Below are 15,738 nucleotides of genomic sequence, written 5' to 3'. Positions count from 1 at the left end.
GTCCTCCCGCAAAATCAGGTCTTCGTTGCCAGAAGGGCGGCCAGATCCGCCGGGGCCGTCACCGGCGCCGAGCAGGTCATGCCGCGGCAGACATAGGCGGTCGCCGTTCCGTCGCGCATCCCCTTCCCCTGTGCCGGATGGTTGGCGGGCAGATCCGCCCCCGGTGCGAGGACGGTCAGGATGCGGTTGGGCAGCGAGTGCTCCAGCACCGTCCGTCGCAGCGCCTCCGTCTCCGCTGCCTTGGGCGGGCCGACGATGACGATCTGCAAGGGCGCCGTCATCAGCTCCACCGCGTTCAGGAAGGTCGGCAGCGGGAAGAAGTTGCGCGTCAGCTCACCGGAGAAGGCGGCGGCGAGCGCCTCGGCCCGCTCGCGATAGGCATCTTCGCCGGTGCGCTGGAACAGGGTGGTCAGCACCGCCAGCATGGTGCCGTTGCCGCTGGGCGTGGCGTTGTCATAGGCGCTCTTGGTGCGGACGATCAGCCCCTCCGCATCGTCGGCGGTGAAGAAATAGCCGCCGTTGGCGCCGTCCCAGAAATGGGCGTCGAGCGTCGCCACCCAGATCTTCGCCTGATCGAGCGCCGCCGGATCCCCGGTCGCCTCATGCAGCGCCAGGGCCGCGCGCGCCATGTGGGCGTAGTCATCGAGCATGCCAGCATGCTTGCCCTGCCCGTGTCGCCAGCTGTGGCAGAGTCGCCCGTCCGCATCCATCCGGTCGCGGACGAAGGCGAAGGCGCGGCCGGCGGCGTCCAGCCATTCCGGCTCATCCAACGCCAGGGCGGCATGGGTCAGCGCCGCGATCATCAGGCCGTTCCAGTCGGCCAGCACCTTGTCGTCCCAGCCCGGCCGCACCCGCTTGGCCCGCGCCCGCAGCAGGATCTCGCGCGCCCTGGCGAGGGTCGCCTCGGTGGCGTCATCGGCCAGGGACAGGCCACCCAGCCGGTTCAGGATGGTGACGCCTTCCCAATTGCCCTGGGGCAGCACCTCGTAAACGCGCTTGAACGTCGCCAGCCCGTCGGCGCCCAGTGCCGGGGCCAGCAGCCGGTCGACCTCCTCCTCCTTCCAGATATAGAAGAGTCCCTCCTCGCCCTCGCTGTCGGCGTCCAGCGTCGCGGCGAAGCCGCCGCCATCGGCGATCATCTCGCGCAGCAACCAGCCGACGGTCTCGCGGATGCGCGTCTCCAGCAGCGGATCGCGCGTCTCCTGCCAGACCAGAGTCATCAGGTCGAGCAGCTCGGCATTGTCGTAGAGCATCTTCTCGAAATGCGGCACCAGCCAGCGTTCATCGACCGAATAGCGGGCGAAGCCGCCGCCGAGATGGTCGTAGATGCCGCCCTGCGCCATGTTGGCCAGCGTGTGGGTCACCGCCTCGCGGAACGGCTCGCGTCCCGTGCGCTGCCAAGCCCGCCACAGCAGTTCGAACAGCGGCACCTGCGGGAATTTCGGCGCGCTGCCGATGCCGCCATGGATCGGATCGACCTCGCGCAGCAGCCGTTGCGCCACCTGGTCGAGCACCCCGGCATCGACGGCACCGGCCGAGCGGTTCTCCCCCATCCCGGCGAGCGCCGATTTCAGTGCATCGACATTCTTGCCGACCTTGTCCGGCTCATTGGCATAGGTGCCGGCGATGCCGCGCAGCACGTCGGGGAAGCCGGCGCGGCCATAGCGCGCGGCCGGCGGGAAATAGGTGCCGCCCCAGAAGGGTTCCGCATTCGGGGTCAGGAACATGGTCAGCGGCCAGCCGCCCTGCTGTCCCAGCAGCGCCAGTGCCGACTGGTAGATGGTGTCGAGGTCCGGCCGCTCTTCCCGGTCCACCTTGATATTGACGAACAGTTCGTTCATCAGCCCGGCGATCTCCGGATTCTCGAAGCTCTCATGCGCCATCACGTGGCACCAGTGGCAGGCGGCATAGCCGACCGACAGCAGCACCGGCTTGTTCTCCGCCTTGGCGCGGGCGAAGGCCTCCGGCCCCCAGGGCATCCAATGCACCGGATTGTCCTTGTGCTGCAGCAGATAGGGGCTCGTCTCCCGGCCTAGCAGGTTCGCGCCCAACGGAGTGGCGGGCATGGCGGTGTCCGATCTGTTGGTGTGTCGTTAGACAATAGGTGGCGCCGGGGTGGCGTTGCGCCAGTGCATCCTATCTGTATAGTGGGGCATGAGCCGCTGCGGCGCTCAACCCCAAAATCAACACGGCCAATGCCCGGACCGCTCCCGCATCGGGCGCCGGATCCGGCTCTGGAGGGGGTCCCATGAAAATCACCGTCGACATCGATTGCACTCCGGACGAGGCCCGGCACTTCCTGGGCCTGCCCGACGTGAAGCCGATGCAGGATGCCATGATGCACGAGATCCAGGAACGGATGCGTGCGAACCTCCAGGCGATGGACCCTGAGACCATGCTGAAGACCTGGCTTCCCGCCGGCATCCAGGGCATGGAGCAGATGCAGAAGATGTTTTGGTCCCAGATGGCGTCGGCCCTGGGTCAGGAAGGAAGAAAGTGACCGATCCGAAACCTTACTTTGAAGCCCATGTCTTCTGCTGCACCAACCGCCGCCCCGACGGGCACAGGCGCGGCTCCTGCGCCGCCCATGGGTCGGAGAAGCTGCGCGACTATATGAAGGCCCGCGCCCGCGAACTCGGGTTCGACGGCAAGTTGCGGATCAACTCCGCCGGCTGTCTCGACCGCTGCGAATTGGGCCCGACGCTGGTGATCTATCCGGAAGGCGTCTGGTACACCTATCGCAGCACCGGCGACGTCGACGAAATCCTGCAGACCCATCTGGTCGAAGGCCGCCGCGTCGAACGCCTGATGCTGACGACGGAGCAGCGGGAGCTGCGGCCCGGGCAGCAGGGCTGATCCGTCGCTGATGTTCACCACCATCTACGCGCTCGCCACCGCCCCCGGCCGATCCGGTGTGGCGGTGGTTCGCATTTCAGGGCCGGAGGCCGGATCCGCCCTCGCCTCGTTGACCGGCCGTCCCCTGCCCGAACCGCGCCGCGCCGTGCTGACCAAGCTGCGCGATCCCAAGACCGGCGATGCGCTCGACGACGCACTGGTCCTGCGCTTCACCGCCCCCGCCAGCTTCACCGGCGAGGATGTGGTGGAGCTGCATCTGCATGGCGGCCGGGCTGTCGTCACCGGCGTGATCGAGACGCTTGCCACCCTGCCCGCCCTGCGGCTGGCCGAACCCGGCGAGTTCACCCGCCGCGCCTTCGAGAACGGCAAGCTCGACCTGACCGAGGCCGAGGCGGTTGCCGACCTGATCGATGCCGAGACCAATGCCCAGCGCCGGCAGGCTTTGCGGCAGATGGAGGGAGCGCTCGGCCGGCTCTATGACGGCTGGCGAGAGCGGCTGACCCGCGCGCTTGCCCACATCGAGGCCGACATCGACTTCGCCGAGGACGATCTGCCGGGCGGTGTCGCCGATGCCGTCCGTCCGGTGATCGGCGGGCTGGCCGCGGAGATTGCCGCCCATCTCGATGACGGTGGCCGTGGCGAGCGTCTGCGTGAAGGCCTGCACATCGCCATCGTCGGTGCGCCGAACGCCGGCAAGTCGAGCCTGCTGAATGCGCTCGCCCGGCGCGACGCCGCCATCGTCTCCGCCCGGGCCGGCACCACCCGCGACATCATCGAGGTGCATCTCGACCTTGGCGGCTACCCGGTCGTGCTGGCCGACACCGCCGGTCTGCGCGAGGCCGCCGCCGACGAGGTGGAGGAGGAAGGCATCCGCCGCGCCCGCGACCGGGCGGCACGCGCCGATGTGAAGGTTGCGGTGTTCGATGCCACCACCCTGCCCGATCTCGACCCGGCGACGCTGGACCTGATCGACCGTGACACGGTGGTGGTGTTCAACAAGACCGACCTCGCGACAGCCACCGACCTGCGCCCGGATCTGTCTCCGATCCTGGTCTCCGCCCAGACCGGTGACGGGCTGAAGCTGCTGGAAGAAAAACTGACTGAGTTCAGTGCCGACCGTCTCGCCATCGGCAGCGCGCCGTCGCTGACCCGAGCCCGTCACCGGGCGGCGCTGACCGAATGCCGGGAGTCGCTGCTGCGGGCGCTGGAGGCCCCGTTGCCCGAACTGGCGGCGGAGGATGTGCGTCTCGCCAGCCGGGCATTGGGGCGCATCACCGGACGGGTCGATGTGGAGGATTTGCTGGACGTGATCTTCCGGGACTTCTGCATCGGCAAGTGAGGGAGGGCAAGTGAGGGGCGGCAAGCGAGTGGGGCGTGTTTCACGTGAAACAGCGCTGACCTGCGGCACTCGTCCCCGCCCCGCCTCCCTGCCTTCCTCTTGGATCCGCGCCGCGGTTCCGCTATGGTCCCGCACATGCGAAGCTATGATGTCATCGTTGTCGGCGGCGGTCACGCCGGCTGTGAGGCGGCTGCGGCGGCAGCGCGCATGGGTGCGCGCACGCTCCTGCTGACCCACAAGGTCGAAACCATCGGCGAGATGTCCTGCAACCCCGCCATCGGCGGCTTGGCCAAGGGCCATCTGGTGCGGGAGATCGATGCGCTGGACGGTGTGATGGCGAAGGCCATCGACCGCGGCGGCATCCAGTTCCGCATCCTGAACCGCAGCAAGGGACCCGCCGTGCGCGGCCCGCGCGCCCAGGCCGACCGCAAGCTCTATCGTCAGGCGATGCAGTCTCTGCTGGCAGAGCAGGAGAACCTGTTCATCGAAGCCGGCGGTGCCGAAGACCTGATCGTCGATGCCGAGCAGCGCATCACCGGTGTCGTGACCGGGGCCGGCGAGACCATCCAGGCCGGTGCCGTGGTGCTGACCACCGGCACCTTTCTGCGCGGCCTGATCCATATCGGCGAGGAGCGCACCCCCGCCGGCCGCGTCGGCGAGGCGCCTTCCATTGGCCTGTCGGACACGCTGGCTCGGCTCGGCTTTCCGCTCGGCCGGCTGAAGACCGGCACCCCGCCGCGCCTCGACGGCCGCACCATCGATTGGGACGCTCTGGAGAAGCAGCCGGGTGACCTGCCGCCGCCGCCCTTCTCCTATATGACGGAGCGGATCGATACGCCGCAGATCGACTGCGCGATCACCTGGACGACGCCGGAAGCGCATGCGCTGATCCGCGCCAACCTGCATCGCGCCCCGATGTATTCCGGCCAGATCACCGGCACCGGTCCGCGCTATTGCCCGTCGATCGAGGACAAGGTCGTCCGCTTCGCCGAGAAGGAGAAGCATCAGATTTTCCTCGAACCGGAAGGGCTGGACGATCCCACCGTCTACCCGAATGGCATCTCCACCTCCCTGCCCCGCGACGTGCAGCTCGGCATCCTCGCCAGCATGCCGGGTTTGGAGAAGGTGGTGATGATCCGCCCCGGCTACGCCATCGAATATGATTATGTCGACCCGCGGGAACTGAAGCCGACGCTGGAGACCCGCCGGGCGCCGCGCCTGTTCCTGGCCGGCCAGATCAACGGCACCACCGGTTATGAAGAGGCGGCGGCCCAGGGCCTGATGGCTGGCATCAACGCCGCCCTGGCGGCGAGCGGCAACCGGGACGGCTTCGTGCTCGATCGTGCCGACGCCTATATCGGCGTGCTGATCGACGATCTGATCGGCCGCGGCACCAACGAGCCCTACCGCATGTTCACCTCGCGAGCCGAATACCGGCTGCTGCTGCGCGCCGACAACGCCGACCAGCGGCTGACCGACAAGGGTGTCGTCATTGGCTGTGTCGGCTCCGAACGCCGCGATGTTTTCGCTGCCAAAAGCGCGGCCCTGTCCGCCGGTCGTGCCCTGGTCGCCTCGCTCCAAGCGACGCCGGTTGAACTGGCGCGCCAGGGGGTTGCGGTGAACCAGGACGGAGTGCGCCGCAGTGCCGCCGACCTGCTGCGCTATCCCGACATCGACCTCGCGGCCCTTGCCCGCCTGTGGCCAGAGCTGGGGGAGATCGCGCAGGACATTGCCGAGCAGCTGGAGATCGACGGCAAATATGCCGGCTATCTCGGCCGGCAGGAGGCCGACATCCGCGCCTTCCGCAAGGACGAGTCCCTCGCCCTGCCCGACGATCTGGATGTCGACGGCATTGGCAGCCTGTCCGCCGAAATCCGGCAGAAGCTGCGCCAGTCGCGTCCGGCGACGCTGGGGGCTGCGGCGCGCATCCCCGGAATGACGCCGGCGGCACTGGTTGCCCTGCTCCGCCACGTGAAGCGCCGTGACGTCGCTTCGTCCGGGGTGGCGGCGGAATGAGCGGGTTCGATGCGGTTGCCTTTCAGGAAGCCACGGGTGTTTCACGTGAAACGCTCGACCGCCTGATCGCCTATGAAGGTCTGCTGCGCAAGTGGCAGCCGAAGATCAATCTGGTCGGTCCCTCCACCCTGCCCGATGCCTGGAAGCGCCACTTCCTCGATTCCGCACAGCTTTATCCGCTGCTGCCGGACCACACGCGCGTGCTGGTCGATCTCGGCAGCGGTGCCGGCTTTCCCGGTCTGGTGCTTGCCATCCTCGGCGTGCCGCAGGTCCATCTGATCGAGAGCGACGTGCGCAAATGCGCTTTCCTGCGCGAAGTGGCGCGGGTCTGCGAGGCGCCGGTCACCGTCCACACCAAGCGGATCGAAACCGTCACCGGCATCGACGCCGATGTCGTCACCGCCCGTGCGCTGGCCCCGCTGGCCGACCTGTTCGGCTGGGCCCATCCCTTCATCGGCTCACGTGGCAAGTGCCTGTTCCTGAAGGGCGCGGCGCTGGACGACGAATTGACCGCCTCCACGCGATATTGGACAATGGAACCTGAGCGATTTGACAGCCGCACCGATCCCAGCGGAACCATCCTGCGTGTGAGTGACCTTGAGCGTGCGTGAAAACCGTGCCTGACACTCTTCCTCCGCCCTTCTCCCGCCAACCGGACTCCCGAGAGGCTGCCATGTCTGCCGTCACCCGTCCCCTTGCCCGCGTGGTTGCGATTGCCAACCAGAAGGGCGGCGTGGGCAAGACCACGACGACGATCAACCTTGCCACCGCGCTCGCTGTCATCGGCAAGCGGGTGCTGGTGATCGACCTCGACCCGCAGGGCAATGCGTCCACCGGCCTCGGCATCCCGCGCTCCGACCGCCGTGTCGGCATCTATGACGTGCTGTTCGACGACGTGTCGCTGGAAGAAGCCGCCACCCCCTCCTCCGTGCCGAACCTGTCGATCATCACCTCGTCGGTGGACCTCTCAGGGGCCGAGATCGAGCTGGTCGGTGCCGAGCGCCGCGAATTCCGCCTGCGCGAGGCGGTCGCCAACAGCGCGCTGGAATATGACTATGTCCTGATCGACTGCCCGCCGGCGCTGGGGCTGCTGACGCTGAACGCACTGGTGGCCTCGCATGCGGTGATGGTCCCCTTGCAGTGCGAGTTCTACGCGCTGGAAGGTCTCAGCCATCTGGTCCGCACCATCGAACGGGTGAAGCGCGCCTTCAACCCGAACCTGGACATACACGGCGTCGTGCTGACGATGTTCGACAAGCGCAACAACCTGTCGGACATGGTGGCGGCGGACGTCCGCGGCTTCTTCGGGGAGAAGGTGTACGACACCGTGATCCCGCGCAACGTCAAGGTCTCCGAAGCGCCGTCGCATGGCAAGCCGGTGCTGATCTATGACATGCGCTGCCCCGGATCCCAGGCCTACATCCATCTGGCGGGCGAGGTGCTGCGCCGTGAGAAGAGACTGACCGCATGATCGACGACACCAAGCAAGGTGGCGCCCGCCGCGCCAGCCTGGGCCGCGGCCTTTCCGCCCTGTTCGGCGAAGCGACCGAGGATTATTCGGCGCTCGACAAGGTGCGGCAGTCCAAACAGGTGCCGATCGAGTTCGTCCATCCCGGCAAATACCAGCCGCGGCGGAAGTTCGACGAGGAGGCGATCCAGGGCCTCGTCGAGTCCATCCGCGACAAGGGCATTTTGCAGCCCCTGCTGGTCCGACGCGACGGCGAGGACGCGAACTCCTATGAGCTGATTGCCGGCGAACGCCGCTGGCGTGCGGCGCAGATCGCCGGCCTGCACGAGGTTCCGGTCGTCATCCGCGATCTCAGCGACCGCGAGGCGCTGGAAATCGCGCTGATCGAGAACATCCAGCGCCAGGATCTGACCCCTCTGGAAGAGGCGGAAGGCTACCGCCGCCTGATGGAGGAGTTCGAACACACCCAGGAGGATCTGGCCCGCGCCGTCGGCAAGAGCCGCAGCCATGTCGCCAACATGATGCGTCTGCTGGCCCTGCCGGAACCGGTCAAGTCGATGGTGCAGGACGGTGCATTGACCGCCGGGCATGCCCGCGCGCTGCTGACCGCCCCGGATCCGGCGGCAGTCGCCCGCGAGGTGGTCACCCGCGGCCTGAATGTCCGCCAGACCGAAGACCTGATGCGCGGGGACCAGCCCAAGGCGAAGAAGGGCAAGGCGGCGAACGGCGGATCCGGCGCCGCCCCGGTGATGAAGGATGTCGACCTGATCAATCTGGAGGAGGAGATCTCCGCCCGCATCGGTCTGAAGGTCGCGATCAATCCGCAGGGACAGCGCGGGACGATCACCATCCACTATCAGACGCTCGACCAGCTCGACGACGTGCTGCACCGGCTGGGCGGCGAAGAGTAAGAGGCTTCAGGGGGCGCTTGCCCCCTATCCCCGCACTTTTTCGAAGTCGATGTAGCGATAGATCAGCCCATTCTCTTCCATGGGCGCGCTCGACCATATCTCGGCCCATTCCGTGCCGAGCGGCGGCATCAGCGTGTCGCCGTCCACCGCGCTTTCGATGCGGGTCAGGTGCAGGCGGTCGGCGATCGGCAGCGTCTCGCGGAACAGGGCGGCACCGCCGATGACGCAGAGTTCGGCCGCACCGGAGCCTTGCGCCCAGGACACCGCCGCACCCAGGCCGCTGAACCAGCGGGCACCGTCCTGCTCGCCGATCAGGCCCTGACGGCTGACGACCAGATTGTCGCGGCCCGGCAGCGGGCGGCGCGGCAGGGACTCCCAGGTCTTCCGGCCCATCAGGATCGGCTTGCCCATCGTCAGCTCCCGGAACCGGCGCAGATCGCCAGGAAGGTGCCAGGGCAGCCGGCCGTCACGGCCGATCACGTCGTTGGTTGCAGCGGCGACGATCAGACTGATGCGCATCCCCTGCCCTTTCCCCGTTGGAAACATGGGATTTTACGCCAGAATTGCGCCCAGTACCGCGTTCAGTCGCTGTAGTCCCTCCGATGTCGCAACCAGCCGCTCGGCACCACGGGTGAGGAAACCAGCGTCGATCAGGCGCGACAGCGCCGCCGGATCGACGAAATCGTCCAGAGTCCGACCGGTTTCCTCCATCAGGCGGGCAAGCCGTACCCCTTCGGTCAGGCGCAGACCCATCATCATCAGCTCGGTTCCGCGGGCGTCCCGGTCGATGGGGTCGGGAGCGGCTGCGCCATGGCCGTCGCGCTCGACCCGCTCCAGCCAGATTTCCGGGGCGCGATGGGCGCGGGTGGCGAATTTCTCGCCATCCAAGGTCAGCCGGCCATGGGCACCGGGGCCGATACCGACATAATCGCCATAGCGCCAATAGGTCAAATTGTGGCGGCTTTCCTCGCCGGGACGGGCGTGGTTGGAAATCTCGTAGGCCGGCAGCCCTGCCGCTGTCAGCTGGCTCTGCGTCGCCTCGTAGAGATCGCCGGCCAGATCCTCGTCGGGCAGAACCAGATCGCCGCGGGCATGCAGCGGATAGAAGGCCGTGCCCTCCTCGATGGTCAATTGGTAGACCGACAGATGGCCGACCGCGTAATCCAGCGCCCGCGCCAGCTCGGTCTGCCAAGCCGCTACCGTCTGGCCGGGACGCGCGTAGATCAGGTCGAAGGAGAAGCGGTCGAAGGTCCGTGCCGCCAGTTCGATGGCGCCGGTCGCCTCCGCCGCATTGTGCTGGCGGCCTAGGAATTTCAGGCTGGCATCGTCCAGTGCCTGGATACCCAGCGAAACCCGGTTGATTCCGGCACTGCGAAAGGCACGGAACTTGTCGGCCTCGACGGAGGTCGGGTTGGCCTCCAGCGATACTTCCAGCCGGTCGGTGACCGGCCAGCGTTGCGCAACGCGGTCGATGATCGCGCCGACGGTGGAAGGCTCCATCAGCGACGGGGTGCCGCCGCCGAAGAAGATGGAGGTCACGGTGCGGCCGGCGGTGAGGTCGGCGTAATGGTCCAGCTCGCGCAACAGCCCGGCCCGCCAGCGGTCATGGTCGACCCGCTCGCGGACATGGCTGTTGAAATCGCAGTAGGGGCACTTCGACTTGCAGAAGGGCCAGTGGACGTAGATGGCGAAACCAGGATCGGAAACACTCACCGGAAACACCGCTCCACCAGCTGGCGGAAGGCATCGGCACGGTGGCTCATCTCGTGCTTCCTGGTCTGATCCATCTCGCCGAAGGTCAGTCCGTGGCCGTCCGGCAGGAACATCGGGTCATAGCCGAAGCCGTGTGGACCGCGTGGTGGCCACACCAGCGTGCCGTAGCAGCGCCCTTCCACCGTCTCGACATGGCCGTCCGGCCAGGCGAGCGACAGGGCGCAGACGAAATAGGCGCTGCGGTCCGTCTTCTCCGCCAGTCCGTCCTCGACCTTTTGCATCGCCATGGCGAAGTCCTTGGCCGGCCCGGCCCAGCGGGCGGAATAGATGCCGGGGTCGCCGTTCAGCGCCGGCACCACCAGCCCGCTGTCGTCGGCGAGCGCCACATGGCCGGCTGCCGCCGCCGCTTTCGCTTTCAGCTCGGCGTTGGCGATGAAGCTGGTGCCGGTTTCTTCCGGTTCGGGCAGGCCCAGCTCCCCGGCCGAGGTGAAATTGGCGACATAGGGGCCGAGCAGGTCGGCGATCTCGCGCACCTTGCCCTTGTTGTGGCTGGCGATGACGAGCGTGTCGCCGGTGAAGCGGCGGGGAGCGGACATGATGAACCTCTGGCTGAAACGGCCTTACTTGATGCCGAGGACCTGCTTCTGCAACGTCACCAGCTCGTTGACGCCCTTGCGGGCGAGCGCCAGCAGCTCCATGAACTGCGGCTCGGAGAAGGGGGTTTCCTCGGCGGTGCCCTGGATCTCGACGATGCCGGCCTTGCCGGTCAGGACGAAGTTCGCGTCGGCCTGGGCCTTGGAATCCTCGTCGTAATCGAGGTCGAGCACGGCGTTGCCCTGATAGAGGCCGCAGGAGACGGCGGCGACCTGATCGGTCAGCGGCATGGTCTTCAGGGCGCCGATCTGCATCAGATGCTGGAAGGCCAGATGCAGGGCGACATAGCTGCCGGTGATCGCCGCGGTGCGGGTGCCGCCGTCGGCCTGGATGACGTCGCAGTCGATCTTGATCTGCTTCTCGCCCATCGCCGAGCGGTCGGTGACGGCGCGCAGCGCACGGCCGATCAGGCGCTGGATTTCCTGGGTGCGGCCGGACTGCTTGCCCTTGGCCGCCTCGCGGTCGCTGCGGCTGTGGGTGGAGCGCGGCAGCATGCCGTATTCGGCGGTGACCCAGCCGAGCCCGGTGTTCTTCAGAAAGCGCGGCACCGTCTCGTCGACGCTGGCGGTGCACAGCACATGCGTGTTGCCGAAACGCACCATGCAGGATCCCTCGGCATAACGGCTGAAGCCGGGTTCCAGGGAGACGGTGCGCAGTTGGTCGAAGGCGCGGCCGGAGGGGCGCATGGGCATCATTCCGAAGATCGTTTGCAGGTCGGCGGCAAGCTAACGGCTCCGCCCGCCCCCGTCCAGTACGGCGTCCGCGACGGTAGGCGCAGCCATGGGGGCTGGTGTGCGCGTCGCCCGCTCCAGCCACAGGGTCAGCAGCGGCACGGCAAGCCCGACGGTGATGGAGACGACCGCCATGGTTGGTGCATGCTCCAGCCGGCCGTCGGGCGCGTTGGTCAGAATTTCCGCCGACAGGAAGGCGCCGAAGGCGGAGCTGAGATGCTGCACCGCCGACACCAGCGCCATGAAGCCGGCGCGCTCCTGCGGATCGGGTACGCGGGAGAAGGCAGCCCCGTTGGCGACCATGCGGATGCCGACGAACATCATGAAGAAGGGGAACAGCCCCAGCACCGGCATCCAGGGCCGGTAGCCGATGAAGGCGGCGAAGATCACGATGCTCAACCCCACCGTTGCGGCGAAGGTGACGGCGCTGGAGCCATGGCGGTCGACCAGCCGTCCGGCCCAACGCGCGGCGAAGAAACTCAGCGTCCCGCCCGTCATGTAGACCAGGCTCAGATGGTCACGTGGGAAGCCCAGGTTGCCCTGCACATAGGCGGCGATGTTGGGGACGATCATGAATTGCTGGACCTGCACCAGCCCAACGGTGGCGTAGGCCAGCCAGACCTTGCGGCGCGATAGCAGCGCGGTCATCCGCACCCAGGCACCCGTCTTCATCCCTGTCCCGGATCCGGCAGCCAGATGGCCGCGCTGCGGCGGCAGGATGGCAATGGCGGCGATGGCGACGACCAGCCCGGCGAAGGCCACGGCAAAGAAGGGCAGCCGCCAGCCGCCATAGAGCGCCAGTTCGAGCCCTACCGGCACCCCGGCGATGGCCGACAGCGAGAAGGCCGACATGACGGCCCCCATCGCCTGCCCGCGCCTCTGCGGCGCCACCTGATCGGTCAGCGTGGCGATGGCGACGGCGACCGCCGGACCGCCGAACAGCCCGGCCAGCACGCGTGCCGCCAGCAGGGAGTGGAAGTCCCAGGCCAGCCCGCCCAAGGCGGTGGAGACGATCAGCCCGGCCATGGCGACGGCGAGCGCCCGGCGGCGGTCGAACCGGTCGAGCAGCATCGAGCCGATCAGCCCGGCCACCGCAGCGGCGGCGGTGTAGCTGCCGCCGATATAGCCGATGTGCGCCGCCGGGATGCCCAGCGCCCGGGCGAAGTCGGGGCCGAGCGGCATCACCATCATGAAGTCGAGGATGTTGACGAACTGCACCGCCGCGATGACCAGCGTGATGCGGCGTTCGCCCGGCGTCAGCGCAGTCGGGGCCGCAGAGTGTGTGGCCTGGGACAAGATGGAGGCTCCGGCGGAGGCGGAAAGCGGGAATTGCGGGATTATGGCGCATGGTAACAGTCGCCCCCACCCTTCCCAACCGCCACGGTCATGCATGGCAAGCGGATCAGATAGGACGCGCTTCCAACCGGATGTGTCGTTATCCATCAGGAAAATGCATGATTCGTACAAAAACCGGCTGATGGAGGCTTGGCGAGTTGCGCGTGCGGCGTATACCATCGCGGCCCTACCGTCGGCAGCGCACTGCACAAAAGGCACCAACGAAGACCGGCGGGCTATGCACTCCGTTGAGGAACACGACATCCATGTCCGACACCAAGCGCGTCACCGATGAAGAGGCCCTGCTGCTGCATTCCAGTGGCCGGCCCGGCAAGCTGGAAATCACCCCGACCAAGCCGCTGACCACCCAGCGCGATCTGGCGCTGGCCTATTCGCCCGGCGTCGCCGCGCCCTGCCTGCGCATCGCCGAGGATCCGTCACTCGCCTATGAATACACGGCCAAGGGCAATGTCGTCGCCATTATTTCCAACGGCACGGCGGTGCTGGGCCTGGGCGACCTCGGTGCGCTCGCCGGCAAGCCGGTGATGGAAGGCAAGGCAGTGCTGTTCAAGCGCTTCGCCGACGTCGACGGCATCGACCTGGAGGTCGACACCCGCGACGTCGACGAGTTCGTCAACTGCGTGCGCTTCCTCGGCCCCAGCTTCGGCGGCATCAACCTGGAAGACATCAAGGCGCCCGACTGCTTCATCATCGAGGAGCGGCTGCGCGAGCTGCTGGACATTCCGGTCTTCCATGACGACCAGCACGGTACCGCGATCATTGCCGCCGCCGGCCTGATCAACGCCTGCGACATCACCGGCCGCAAGATCGAGGACGTGAAGATGGTGGTGAACGGCGCCGGTGCCGCGGGCATCGCCTGCGCCGAGCTGTTCTGCACGATGGGTGTTTCACGTGAAAACATCATCCTGTGCGACACCAAGGGCGTGGTCTACCGCGGCCGCACCAATGGCATGAACCAGTGGAAGTCGTCCTTCGCCGTCGACACCGACAAGCGCACCCTGGAAGAGGCGGTGGCGGGGTCCGACGTGTTCGTCGGCCTGTCGGCCAAGGGGGCGATGACGCCGGAGATGGTGAAGTCGATGGCGGCCAAGCCGATCATCTTCGCGCTGGCCAACCCCGATCCGGAGATCACCCCGGAAGAGGTCAAGGCGGTGCGTGCCGATGCCATCGTAGCGACCGGCCGGTCGGACTACCCGAACCAGGTCAACAACGTCCTGGGCTTCCCCTATCTGTTCCGCGGCGCGCTGGATGTCCGTGCCACCACCATCAACGAAGCGATGAAGATCGCCGCCGCCAAGGCGCTGGCCGCACTGGCGCGCGAGGATGTGCCGGACGAGGTCGACGCCGCCTATTCCGGGCGCCGGCTGCGCTATGGCCCGGACTACATCATCCCCGTGCCCTTCGACCCGCGCCTGATCGTCACCGTCCCGGCCGCCGTTGCCCAGGCCGCGATGGAAAGCGGGGTGGCGCGCAAGCCGATCCTCGACCTGACCAGCTACAAGCACAGCCTGCGCACCCGTCTGGACCCGACCGCCGACAGCCTGGAACTGATCCTGGAGAAGGTGCGGACCAACCCACGCCGCGTCGTCTTCGCCGAGGGTGAGGAGGAGCGGACGATCCGTGCCGCGATGGCCTTCCGCGCCCACGGCTATGGCACGCCGGTGCTGATCGGCCGCGAGGAGGTCATCAAGGAGCAGCTGGCGGCGATGGGCCAGGGCCATGTCCAGTTCGAGATCCACAACGCCCGCCTGTCGGATGCCAACCGCCGCTACGCCGATCACCTGTACCGTCGTTTGCAGCGCAAGGGCGCCCTGCTGCGCGACTGCCAGCGGATGGTCAACCAAGACCGCAACGTGTTTGCCGCCTGCATGGTGGCGCAGGGCGACGCCCATGCCATGGTGACCGGCCTGACCCGCAGCTTCGGCGTCGCGTATGAGGAAATCCGCCGCGTCATCGACCCGAAGGCGAGCGAGCCGGTGTTCGGCCTGCATCTCTCGATCACCCGGAACCGCACCGTCTTCATTGCCGATACCACCGTCCATGTCCGTCCCGATGGCAAGACGCTGGCCGACATCGCGGTGGGGGCCGCGGCCAAGGCGCGGCAGATGGGGCACGAGCCGCGGATCGCGATGCTGTCCTTCTCCAACTTCGGCCAGACGCCGCATCCGAACACCGATCCGCTGCGGGAAGCCCTGTCGATCCTCGACAGCCGCCGGGTCGATTTCGAGTATGACGGCGAGATGTCGGCCGACGTGGCGCTGGATTACCAGCTGATGAAGCGGGTCTACCCGTTCTGCCGCCTGTCCGGTCCGGCGAACGTGCTGATCATGCCCGGCCTGCACTCGGCCAACATCTCGGCCAAGCTGCTGAACAAGATGGCCGGCGGCCAGATGATCGGCCCGCTGCTGATCGGCTTGGACAAGCCGGCGCAGATCGTCACCATGGGCGCCTCGGTCAACGACATCGTCACCGCCGCCGCCCTGGCGGCACATGATTCGCTGCCGTGGTGAGGTGAGAGGCTCCCTCTTCCGTCGCTGCGGAGGAGACTTCCCTCTCCCGCCCCGGGAGAGGGAAAGGGCCCGGCGTGGAGCGGTGGGAAGGGTGAGGGGCTAGGCATGAAGCCATGCGGTTCGGGCTTCTTGGGTCACCCCTCATCTCCCCATGCTGCGCATGGGTCCCCTCCCTCTCCCGGGA

14 protein-coding genes are annotated in these 15,738 nt (G+C 67.3%); 8 read left to right on the top strand and 6 right to left on the bottom strand.

Going from position 1 to position 15,738, the window contains the following annotated elements:
- Positions 1-14 precede the first annotated feature (14 nt).
- Positions 15-2,066 carry a thioredoxin domain-containing protein gene (locus tag J2848_RS09525; protein WP_149229261.1) on the bottom strand — a complete coding sequence of 684 codons (2,052 nt, stop codon included), beginning with the start codon at positions 2,064-2,066 and terminating at the stop codon, positions 15-17.
- Positions 2,067-2,248: 182 nt separating this feature from the next.
- On the opposite strand from J2848_RS09525, the gene J2848_RS09520 reads away from it, so the two are divergent.
- The 7 genes from J2848_RS09520 (at position 2,249) to J2848_RS09490 (ending at position 8,590) form a co-directional block, all read left to right on the top strand.
- A complete protein-coding gene (locus J2848_RS09520) occupies positions 2,249-2,500 on the top strand; it encodes a DUF6489 family protein (protein WP_014249167.1) in 252 nt (83 codons plus the stop codon).
- Positions 2,497-2,856 (top strand): (2Fe-2S) ferredoxin domain-containing protein, encoded by a 360-nt coding sequence (locus J2848_RS09515; protein ID WP_149229262.1) that lies wholly within the window; start codon positions 2,497-2,499, stop codon positions 2,854-2,856. Before J2848_RS09520 ends, J2848_RS09515 begins: the two co-directional genes overlap by 4 nt.
- 10 nt (positions 2,857-2,866) lie before the next feature.
- Entirely contained in the window at positions 2,867-4,195 is a 1,329-nt protein-coding gene (mnmE, locus tag J2848_RS09510; RefSeq protein ID WP_149229263.1) for a tRNA uridine-5-carboxymethylaminomethyl(34) synthesis GTPase MnmE, read from the top strand.
- 135 nt (positions 4,196-4,330) lie between these two features.
- Positions 4,331-6,211, top strand: a complete 1,881-nt coding sequence (gene mnmG / locus J2848_RS09505; protein ID WP_170306925.1) for a tRNA uridine-5-carboxymethylaminomethyl(34) synthesis enzyme MnmG — start codon at positions 4,331-4,333, stop codon at positions 6,209-6,211.
- Positions 6,208-6,822 (top strand): 16S rRNA (guanine(527)-N(7))-methyltransferase RsmG, encoded by a 615-nt coding sequence (gene rsmG / locus J2848_RS09500; RefSeq protein WP_149229265.1) that lies wholly within the window; start codon positions 6,208-6,210, stop codon positions 6,820-6,822. Before mnmG ends, rsmG begins: the two co-directional genes overlap by 4 nt.
- Before the next feature lie 62 nt (positions 6,823-6,884).
- Complete coding sequence (locus J2848_RS09495) at positions 6,885-7,682, top strand: ParA family protein (RefSeq protein WP_063635622.1); 798 nt, start codon at positions 6,885-6,887, stop codon at positions 7,680-7,682.
- Entirely contained in the window at positions 7,679-8,590 is a 912-nt protein-coding gene (locus J2848_RS09490; RefSeq protein ID WP_149229266.1) for a ParB/RepB/Spo0J family partition protein, read from the top strand. Before J2848_RS09495 ends, J2848_RS09490 begins: the two co-directional genes overlap by 4 nt.
- A 24-nt stretch (positions 8,591-8,614) precedes the next feature.
- Here J2848_RS09490 and J2848_RS09485 read toward each other — a convergent pair whose 3' ends face one another.
- From J2848_RS09485 to J2848_RS09465, 5 genes are read right to left on the bottom strand one after another with little or no spacing between them, the layout of a single operon-like run.
- Complete coding sequence (locus J2848_RS09485) at positions 8,615-9,109, bottom strand: dihydrofolate reductase (RefSeq protein WP_149229267.1); 495 nt, start codon at positions 9,107-9,109, stop codon at positions 8,615-8,617.
- 33 nt (positions 9,110-9,142) lie between these two features.
- Positions 9,143-10,312: a radical SAM family heme chaperone HemW gene (hemW, locus tag J2848_RS09480; protein WP_149229268.1), complete on the bottom strand. Its 1,170-nt coding sequence runs from the start codon at positions 10,310-10,312 to the stop codon at positions 9,143-9,145.
- On the bottom strand, positions 10,300-10,899 hold the full coding sequence (gene rdgB, locus J2848_RS09475; protein ID WP_149229269.1) for an RdgB/HAM1 family non-canonical purine NTP pyrophosphatase: 600 nt from the start codon (positions 10,897-10,899) through the stop codon (positions 10,300-10,302). The genes hemW and rdgB overlap by 13 nt, the downstream gene beginning before the upstream one ends.
- A gap of 24 nt (positions 10,900-10,923) precedes the next feature.
- Entirely contained in the window at positions 10,924-11,643 is a 720-nt protein-coding gene (rph, locus tag J2848_RS09470; protein ID WP_149230395.1) for a ribonuclease PH, read from the bottom strand.
- Between the two features lie 39 nt (positions 11,644-11,682).
- Entirely contained in the window at positions 11,683-12,984 is a 1,302-nt protein-coding gene (locus J2848_RS09465; RefSeq protein WP_211103042.1) for an MFS transporter, read from the bottom strand.
- Positions 12,985-13,289: 305 nt separating this feature from the next.
- Here J2848_RS09465 and J2848_RS09460 point away from each other — a divergent pair, with 305 nt between their 5' ends.
- Positions 13,290-15,554: an NADP-dependent malic enzyme gene (locus J2848_RS09460; RefSeq protein ID WP_149229271.1), complete on the top strand. Its 2,265-nt coding sequence runs from the start codon at positions 13,290-13,292 to the stop codon at positions 15,552-15,554.
- Positions 15,555-15,738 lie beyond the last annotated feature (184 nt).

Origin of the sequence: Azospirillum lipoferum, assembly GCF_024170005.1 — a bacterium.
GTDB classification, from domain to species: Bacteria; Pseudomonadota; Alphaproteobacteria; order Azospirillales; family Azospirillaceae; genus Azospirillum; species Azospirillum lipoferum.
Note: the sequence above shows the minus strand (reverse complement) of the source record. Positions and strands in the feature narration are given on the sequence as shown.

What these genes read in the sequence shown, in the direction of transcription:
- J2848_RS09460 (WP_149229271.1), top strand. Translation starts at nt 13,290, where the DNA reads ATGTCCGACACCAAGCGCGTCACCGATGAAGAGGCCCTGCTGCTGCAT.
- J2848_RS09520 (WP_014249167.1), top strand. Translation starts at nt 2,249, where the DNA reads ATGAAAATCACCGTCGACATCGATTGCACTCCGGACGAGGCCCGGCAC.
- J2848_RS09525 (WP_149229261.1), bottom strand. Translation starts at nt 2,066, where the DNA reads ATGCCCGCCACTCCGTTGGGCGCGAACCTGCTAGGCCGGGAGACGAGC.
- rsmG (WP_149229265.1), top strand. Translation starts at nt 6,208, where the DNA reads ATGAGCGGGTTCGATGCGGTTGCCTTTCAGGAAGCCACGGGTGTTTCA.
- J2848_RS09490 (WP_149229266.1), top strand. Translation starts at nt 7,679, where the DNA reads ATGATCGACGACACCAAGCAAGGTGGCGCCCGCCGCGCCAGCCTGGGC.
- J2848_RS09485 (WP_149229267.1), bottom strand. Translation starts at nt 9,109, where the DNA reads ATGCGCATCAGTCTGATCGTCGCCGCTGCAACCAACGACGTGATCGGC.
- rph (WP_149230395.1), bottom strand. Translation starts at nt 11,643, where the DNA reads ATGCGCCCCTCCGGCCGCGCCTTCGACCAACTGCGCACCGTCTCCCTG.
- mnmE (WP_149229263.1), top strand. Translation starts at nt 2,867, where the DNA reads ATGTTCACCACCATCTACGCGCTCGCCACCGCCCCCGGCCGATCCGGT.
- mnmG (WP_170306925.1), top strand. Translation starts at nt 4,331, where the DNA reads ATGCGAAGCTATGATGTCATCGTTGTCGGCGGCGGTCACGCCGGCTGT.
- J2848_RS09495 (WP_063635622.1), top strand. Translation starts at nt 6,885, where the DNA reads ATGTCTGCCGTCACCCGTCCCCTTGCCCGCGTGGTTGCGATTGCCAAC.
- rdgB (WP_149229269.1), bottom strand. Translation starts at nt 10,899, where the DNA reads ATGTCCGCTCCCCGCCGCTTCACCGGCGACACGCTCGTCATCGCCAGC.